This is a genomic window from uncultured Nostoc sp. (assembly GCF_964245575.1).
Lineage (GTDB): Bacteria > Cyanobacteriota > Cyanobacteriia > Cyanobacteriales > Nostocaceae > Nostoc.
The window spans coordinates 1-7,088 of sequence record NZ_CAXTNP010000348.1 but is presented as its reverse complement, the minus strand read 5'-3'; the positions used below and the strand labels follow the sequence as shown (position 1 = coordinate 7,088).

Annotated in this window: 8 protein-coding genes and 1 pseudogene; 4 read left to right on the top strand and 5 right to left on the bottom strand. The window is 40.9% G+C overall.

All coding sequences use genetic code 11. The annotated features are described in order from the left end of the window. Positions 1-177 precede the first annotated feature (177 nt). Both ACFFAP_RS33860 and ACFFAP_RS33855 read right to left on the bottom strand, forming a co-directional pair. The gene (locus tag ACFFAP_RS33860; RefSeq protein ID WP_375515322.1) at positions 178-1,035 is read right to left on the bottom strand and encodes an SDR family NAD(P)-dependent oxidoreductase; all 858 of its coding nucleotides are present in this window, start codon (positions 1,033-1,035) and stop codon (positions 178-180) included. Positions 1,036-1,089: 54 nt separating this feature from the next. Further along, the gene (locus ACFFAP_RS33855) at positions 1,090-1,320 is read right to left on the bottom strand and encodes a hypothetical protein (protein WP_375515321.1); all 231 of its coding nucleotides are present in this window, start codon (positions 1,318-1,320) and stop codon (positions 1,090-1,092) included. 414 nt (positions 1,321-1,734) lie between these two features. On the opposite strand from ACFFAP_RS33855, the gene tatC reads away from it, so the two are divergent. Further along, positions 1,735-2,529, top strand: coding sequence for a twin-arginine translocase subunit TatC (tatC, locus tag ACFFAP_RS33850; RefSeq protein ID WP_375515320.1), 795 nt, complete (start codon positions 1,735-1,737; stop codon positions 2,527-2,529). 215 nt (positions 2,530-2,744) lie between these two features. Here tatC and ACFFAP_RS33845 read toward each other — a convergent pair whose 3' ends face one another. Further along, on the bottom strand, positions 2,745-3,359 hold the full coding sequence (locus tag ACFFAP_RS33845; RefSeq protein WP_375515319.1) for a hypothetical protein: 615 nt from the start codon (positions 3,357-3,359) through the stop codon (positions 2,745-2,747). 100 nt (positions 3,360-3,459) lie between these two features. Beyond that, complete coding sequence (locus tag ACFFAP_RS33840; protein ID WP_375515318.1) at positions 3,460-3,768, bottom strand: DUF3067 family protein; 309 nt, start codon at positions 3,766-3,768, stop codon at positions 3,460-3,462. 228 nt (positions 3,769-3,996) lie between these two features. Here ACFFAP_RS33840 and petC point away from each other — a divergent pair, with 228 nt between their 5' ends. The 3 genes from petC to ACFFAP_RS33825 all read left to right on the top strand — a co-directional run bounded on the left by petC (position 3,997) and on the right by ACFFAP_RS33825 (position 6,305). Beyond that, positions 3,997-4,536: a cytochrome b6-f complex iron-sulfur subunit gene (gene petC / locus ACFFAP_RS33835; protein WP_375515317.1), complete on the top strand. Its 540-nt coding sequence runs from the start codon at positions 3,997-3,999 to the stop codon at positions 4,534-4,536. Positions 4,537-4,693: 157 nt separating this feature from the next. Then, a complete protein-coding gene (gene petA / locus ACFFAP_RS33830) occupies positions 4,694-5,695 on the top strand; it encodes a cytochrome f (protein WP_375515316.1) in 1,002 nt (333 codons plus the stop codon). Positions 5,696-5,915: 220 nt separating this feature from the next. After that, on the top strand, positions 5,916-6,305 hold the full coding sequence (locus tag ACFFAP_RS33825) for a pentapeptide repeat-containing protein (protein WP_375515315.1): 390 nt from the start codon (positions 5,916-5,918) through the stop codon (positions 6,303-6,305). Positions 6,306-6,586: 281 nt separating this feature from the next. On the opposite strand, the pseudogene ACFFAP_RS33820 reads toward ACFFAP_RS33825, so the two are convergent. After that, a pseudogene (locus ACFFAP_RS33820) lies at positions 6,587-6,880 on the bottom strand (ISLre2 family transposase); the annotation flags it as partial. Positions 6,881-7,088: the final 208 nt, after the last annotated feature.

The following is a 7,088-nucleotide window of genomic DNA, read 5'->3' as shown; positions in this document are numbered from 1 at the left end:
AATGAAACAGATCCTTTTGTTGATGAAACAGATCCTTTTGTTGATGAAACAGATCCTTTTGTTGATGAAACAGATCCTTTTGTTGATGAAAACCATGATTTTGCTGATGAAAATCATGATTTTAGCAACAACAGCTTTTGCATTCAGGGTAACGACCTCTGAAAAACGAGAAGTAATCTACAAACCCATTGAGTATAAAATAACGCGATCGTGCAGCTTGTCGGGCAAAATATGCTTCAGCACAGCTCCAATTTTGGCATCTAGTCCAACAAGATAACGTGTCTTGGGTTGTTTTGCAGTGAGCGCATGGACAACAGCCTGAGCGACAATATCCGCAGAAATTCCCCTAGATGCGATAATCTGCATTTTCTCACGGACAATATTCATTGCCTGTCCGTAAAGATTTTGTGCAGTTTGGGATAAATCGTGCTGTGCTATTTCAGATTGATTTAAGGACTTTTCCCAGATTGGAGTAGCGATGGAACCAGGTTCAATAATTGAAACCGAGATTCCCCAAGGGCGTAACTCCATTCGCATCACATCATTAAGTGCAACGAGCGCAAATTTAGAAGCATTGTAAGCGCCCAGGAACGGTGTAGGGCTTCTACCAGAGATGGAACCCATATTGACAATTCGGCCCCGATTTTGGCGTAATAGACCAAGAAACGCTTGTGTCACTGCTAATTGCCCAGTGACATTAACCTGCATCTGGTATTGAAATTCTGCGATCGCTAATAATTCCAACGGGCCTGGGATAGCAACTCCGGCATTATTCACTAAACCTAAAATTCCCGCACCACCGACTGCATTTGTTACCTTATCAACCGCAGCCGCGATCGATTCAGCGTCAGTAACATCTAAAAAAATCGGAATGAGCCTTTGTGACCCTTTCTGTTTAAGTGTTTGAGCATCACTATCTTGACGCACGCCAGCAAAAACAGAGAAGCCCAACTGGTCTAAAAGCAAAGCACACGCCTGACCAATTCCTGTTGATGCTCCTGTAACCACTACTGTGCGCTGATTTCCTGCAACCATTAACTCTCTCCGTATTATGATGAAATTACTGAAATTACAAATTACGCATTAGTATCAATCTCTGCAAGTACCAGCGCGAAGACAGTCTTCGGTTTGGTCATCTCTAGCCGATATTTGCCACGGGAATTTGTCTAACTGAGAATTTGTGTTGTAAACAACTAGAGCAGTTATTATGGGAAGCTGGTTTTCGACAATTGACACGTCACTACTATAAGTATTGCCTAGTTGAGCATTGTATAAATAAACAGGCAATGCCATCAGTCCAATGCAAATTGTCCGATTCATAAAACCTCAGCTAAAAATTTCCGATTACACTATGTATGTATAGATACCACCTTGATGAACCGGATTTCTCAACTGAGTATTGTATGTTGATGTTGTGTTAATTTACTCAGCGCTACTAGCCGCAGAGACGTAATTTCTAAATTATTGGTTCCACTCTTTTTTTAGGTTAAACATTGCCTACAAGATGGCTTACTACTAATTTATGCAGATGCAATCCGAAAAAACAGGACAAAAACCTACAGCACTCAAAAACATATCTTGCTAGCTGCATTCCCCAGATAAAATAATGAAGAGTGTTGAGTCACCGAAATAATCGATGATCGACAAAAAAAAGATACAAGCCCATAAATAAATTTAGGGGATTGTTAATTTTGAATTTTGAATGAGTGAATTTTGAATTCGGAGCGAAGCGACGTGACGCCTTCACAAGACGTAGATACTGTAAACGTTCCCAACATTGACCCAGAAGAATATGGCAACTTAGACACCGATCCTCTGGATGAGTTGCCAGGTGAAGTTGAAATGTCCCTTTTCGACCACCTAGAAGAGTTGCGGCAGCGCATTTTCTATTCGCTGATTGGCGTAGCCGTGGGTATTATCGGCTGTTTCTTTGCCGTTAAGCCGATTGTCCAGCTACTTGAGGTTCCCGCACAAGGAGTAAAATTTCTCCAACTTGCACCCGGAGAATATTTCTTTGTCTCCGTCAAAGTTGCAGCCTACACTGGTCTGATACTGACTAGTCCTTTCATTCTTTACCAGATTATCCAGTTTGTGCTTCCAGGACTGACTCGCCGCGAACGCCGTATACTGGGGCCTGTGGTTTTGGGTTCGAGTGTGCTGTTTGGGGCTGGGTTAGTATTTGCCTATTTACTCCTTATCCCCGCAGCTTTGAAATTTTTCATCAGCTACGGAGCAGATGTTGTTGAACAACTTTGGTCAATTGATAAATATTTTGAATTTGTGCTGCTACTGTTATTCAGCACTGGTTTAGCATTTCAAATTCCCATCATCCAACTGTTGCTCGGTAATTTGAACATTGTCTCGTCAGAACGGATGGTTTCTGGTTGGCGTTACGTGATTATGGGAGCAGTGGTTTTAGGAGCCGTGCTTACACCTTCTACTGACCCCCTGACTCAAAGTCTTTTAGCAGGAGCAGTTTTAGGGCTTTACTTCGGTGGTGTTGGACTGGTTAAACTGACAGGTAAATAACCAAATTTTAGATTTTAAATTTTGGATTTAGGATTGAACATTCTTGCATTCCAAATTTAAAATGGTCTTAGAGCAAGGGAATTTAAAAGCGAGAATAAATCTCAAATCTCAAATTAAATGACAGAGCCAGTGACTTGATTGCTGGGGTCAATTTAAAATCCTTACATTATGTGACAATTGCATTGCTTCAATTTCAAATTCTCAATAATCTCAACTTAGTTGATCAGTGCAGTTGGTAAGATCCTAACCACTATTTCCAACTCTTCGGTAACACGATAAAGGTTGATTGCTTGCTCAATATGCTGTGTCTGTCGATACAATCGGCCAAATTGCCAAACATTACCTGTTGTTACTGCTCCTAATATTTCTGTTTGAGTTGAATCAGTCCACCTATCAAGAGCTATCATCTCAGTTGCCAGTTGTGTAAATCCCCTATTTATATCTGCTTGCTTGGCTTCAATCACAATTAAATTAGTTTGTGTTCTGAGTAAATAATCAAAATTACCTTGAAGTTGGTTATCAACTTTGATAATGTATTCAATTCGTAATTTAGCACGGGAATAGTGAATTAAATCGGTAACAATTGGCGCAATTAGCATTTCCCGGCGTGTAGCTTGGTTCTCCAAATCTATGTATGGTAAAACTTCCTCAATTCGCTGCTTGAGGTCACTAAATCGGTCTAATGCGCCAGAATATTGTGGTAAATCAAGAAATTTCCGCTCGAAGGAATAGCCAAATTCAGCAACTAAATCGTCAACCGTAAACCCTAACTCAAAGTAATTACTAAAAGTATACGAGCGATTTGGGTCTAGCAATGGTTGGCGGCTCATTTGAGTTTCCTGTAATTTGTCAATATCTTTTACTAAGGTATTTTTGTATAAAAAACACTATGATTACTCAGGTAATTATTAATGCTAATGCAATAAAAGGTCATAATATCCATTCCGAAGATCGTTCACCCAAATCTAGAGGAATGCTAACAGCTTTGCCAAGCCGGGGGCGATCGCGGGTTTGGGTAATATATGTTTGTACCTGCCTTGACCCACCCAAGGCATGAAGATAATTAGCAATGGTGTCAAGATGCTCTTGGTACTCCACCTCGGTCAAGGGAAAAGAAGCTTGCTCCAAGTATTTCCACATTACTTGCAAAAATATCTTTCCCTGTGCCCGTCGAAACTGGACATCATAAGAATATCCCCACTTATCAAGCAACATCTGACGTAATTCCTGTCCTGTCATAGCTTTTCTCAATCAGATTTTACATTTAGTTATGATGTTAAGTTCCGTGACTCCAGTATGATAAGGATATAAAGAAATGTAATGCTAACAGAAAAGATGCTTTTTATATCTTGGAACAAAGAAGTATGGCATCGTTGTGAGCGCTAGCATTTCGACTTAGACAAGAGTTCCTCAAGTACAGTACTTTTGTCAAAATGCTTAACAAAATACACAAAGAGCGCGTAGATTATGGCTCAATTTTCTGAATCAGCAGACGTGCCCGATATGGGGCGTCGTCAGTTCATGAATCTGCTCACTTTTGGGACTGTCACTGGAGTGGCTCTGGGTGCATTGTATCCCGTTGTCAACTACTTTATTCCACCTGTTAGTGGTGCTGCTGGTGGTGGTGCAACCGCAAAAGACGAGTTAGGTAACGATGTTAGCGTCAGTAAATTTCTAGAAAACCGTAATGAAGGCGATCGCAATCTAGTCCAAGGGCTAAAGGGAGATCCCACCTATATTGTGGTAGACAGCAAAGAAGCGATCAAAGATTATGGCATTAATGCCATCTGCACCCACTTAGGTTGTGTCGTCCCCTGGAACGTTGCAGAGAACAAGTTTAAATGTCCTTGTCATGGTTCCCAGTATGACGAAACTGGTAAGGTTGTTCGGGGCCCAGCACCCCTATCTTTGCCTTTAGCCCATACGAATGTAAACGACGACAAAATCGTTTTGACCCCTTGGACTGAAACCGACTTCCGCACCGGTGATCCAGCTTGGTGGGCTTAATCAGTGCTGAGTTATGAGTGCTGAGTTCTGAGTAAGGGAGTCAGGGAGATGAGGGAGATGAGGGAGATGAGGGAGAAATAACCCATGCCCAATGCCCAATGCCCAATGCCCAATGCCCAATGACTAATGACTAATTCAATCGTTGCCCTTATTAGAGATGAGAAATGTTTTCTTAAGAGCGAGGTTAACTCGCAGTGCTAGAGCGATCGTAAAAACATTGCTCATAGCGATCGCTACTGTGACATTTTACTTCACCAGCGACCTAGCCCTTCCCCAATCAGCTGCCGCCTATCCCTTTTGGGCACAGCAAACCTATCCCGAAACCCCCCGCGAACCAACCGGGCGGATTGTTTGTGCCAACTGTCACCTAGCAGCCAAGCCTACAGAAGTGGAAGTTCCCCAATCGGTGCTACCTGACACTGTATTCAAAGCTGTGGTGAAAATCCCTTACGATCTTAGCGCCCAGCAAGTTGGTGCTGATGGTTCTAAGGTTGGCTTGAATGTCGGTGCTGTACTGATGCTACCTGAAGGCTTTAAGATTGCTCCCGAAGACCGGATTTCTGAGGAACTTAAGGAGGAAATTGGCGAGACTCCCTTCCAACCCTACAGCGAAGACAAAGAAAACGTCGTCATCGTCGGCCCCTTACCAGGTGAACAGTATCAGGAAATCGTCTTCCCAGTTCTTTCTCCTAACCCCGCAACCGACAAAAACATCCACTTTGGTAAATATTCAGTTCACTTAGGTGCTAATCGGGGACGCGGACAAGTTTATCCCACTGGTGAAAAGAGCAACAACACTGTTTACAACGCTTCCGCTACTGGCACAATTACCAAGATTGCCAAAGAGGAAGATGGAGACGGTAACGTTAAATATCTAGTCAACATCCAACCTGAATCTGGTGATGTTGTCGTTGATACGATTCCTTTAGGGCCAGAATTGGTTGTTTCTGAAGGGCAAGCAGTTAAGACTGGTGAAGCTTTGACCAGCAACCCGAATGTCGGCGGCTTCGGTCAACAAGATGCAGAAATCGTATTGCAAGACGCCTCTAGAGTCCAATGGATGATTGCATTCATCGCTCTTGTAATGTTAGCCCAAGTTATGCTTGTGCTGAAGAAGAAGCAGGTTGAGAAAGTTCAAGCTGCTGAGATGAATTTCTAAATTCTTTGCTAAATTATTCATTGTAGGACAGGCATCTTGCCTGTCTTTTTTAATGTTAGTTACACGAAGTCGGAAAATTTGGTTGGAACTTAACTGTTAGTAAACTTTAATCATAAATACTTTAAAAGCACAAACCAAATACACCTTTTTAAAAAAAGATTTATGGAAGAATAAGTGTTTATAAAAAAATCTATTGATAAGTCAATGTAATTTGCCAATTATGGACGCTAAGGAACTAATTCAACGTTATGGTGCTGGTGAAAGAGACTTCACAGGAATTAGGATAGAAGGAAACGACCTAGAAAATTCTGATTTACCAGGAATTATTCTTAGAGACGCTATGCTATACTCCATCACGCTACGGAATGCCAATTTAGAAAGTGCTGTTCTAGATGGTGCGCGATTGGATCTCGCTGATTTAGAAGGGATTAATCTTGAGGATGCGAGTTTATTTCAAGTTAATTTGGATGAAACAATTCTGTCAGGAGCAAATTTATGTAATGCTGATTTGAGGGGTGCAGGATTATTTGAAGCCAGTTTGAACGATGGGAGCAATGCGATTTTGTTAGACGACCCAAAAAAAAGTGCGATCGCTAAAAATCGTATTTAAGTACAAGGTGATTTTATTTACAAATAAAATATTGACTTGCACGACAATTCATCTTGATGAGATATCTCAAAAAGTTTGTTAGTAAGTCATTTGACGATTATTCCCAAAAATATCTGCAATCAGTCTTTACTACTTAGTATCAATTACACCAAATAATAGCTAAAATTCCGAACTCAAGTATAAACTTTATCAAGCAGTTTGGGGTTTGATAAAGGAATTAAAGATAGAATCACAAAAATTATCCCAACTTCCAGCTATCCATAGACAACGCAGATGTAACATAATTTTTGTCGAGTCCGAAAACCATGTCTTTGGGTTGTAGGTTGCCACCACAGTCGGGTTTGGGTCATTGCTGTATCGAGAGCTGATTGAGATTGAGAAAGGTTATACAGCAATATTGCAATACATTGTCCAGCTTAGATCAGCGCAGCTGATCTAATTTCTTGTTCACGAAGTTTAATAATTCCTCCATCCCAATCCTGAACATTATTCAATTCTAAAAGTTTCGTAACCATCTCTTGAAAATCTAACAATGATTTGGTTAAATCTAAATTTGCAGAGATTTTTTTTGACATTGGTAGGCAGAATCCGAATCTAAAAACTATTACTAATCGGAAATCCTACCTTTTTTTTGCTCACCAAAATACAGCATTTCTCTCAAGAGAGAGTTTATCCCTGACATCATAAAATGTCTGCTTTTTCCCAATATATCTATGTACAGAAAGAAATATTTATAGTAATAATAATCATTTTTTGGAGGAGTGGGGAGAGGCAGCCTGTGGC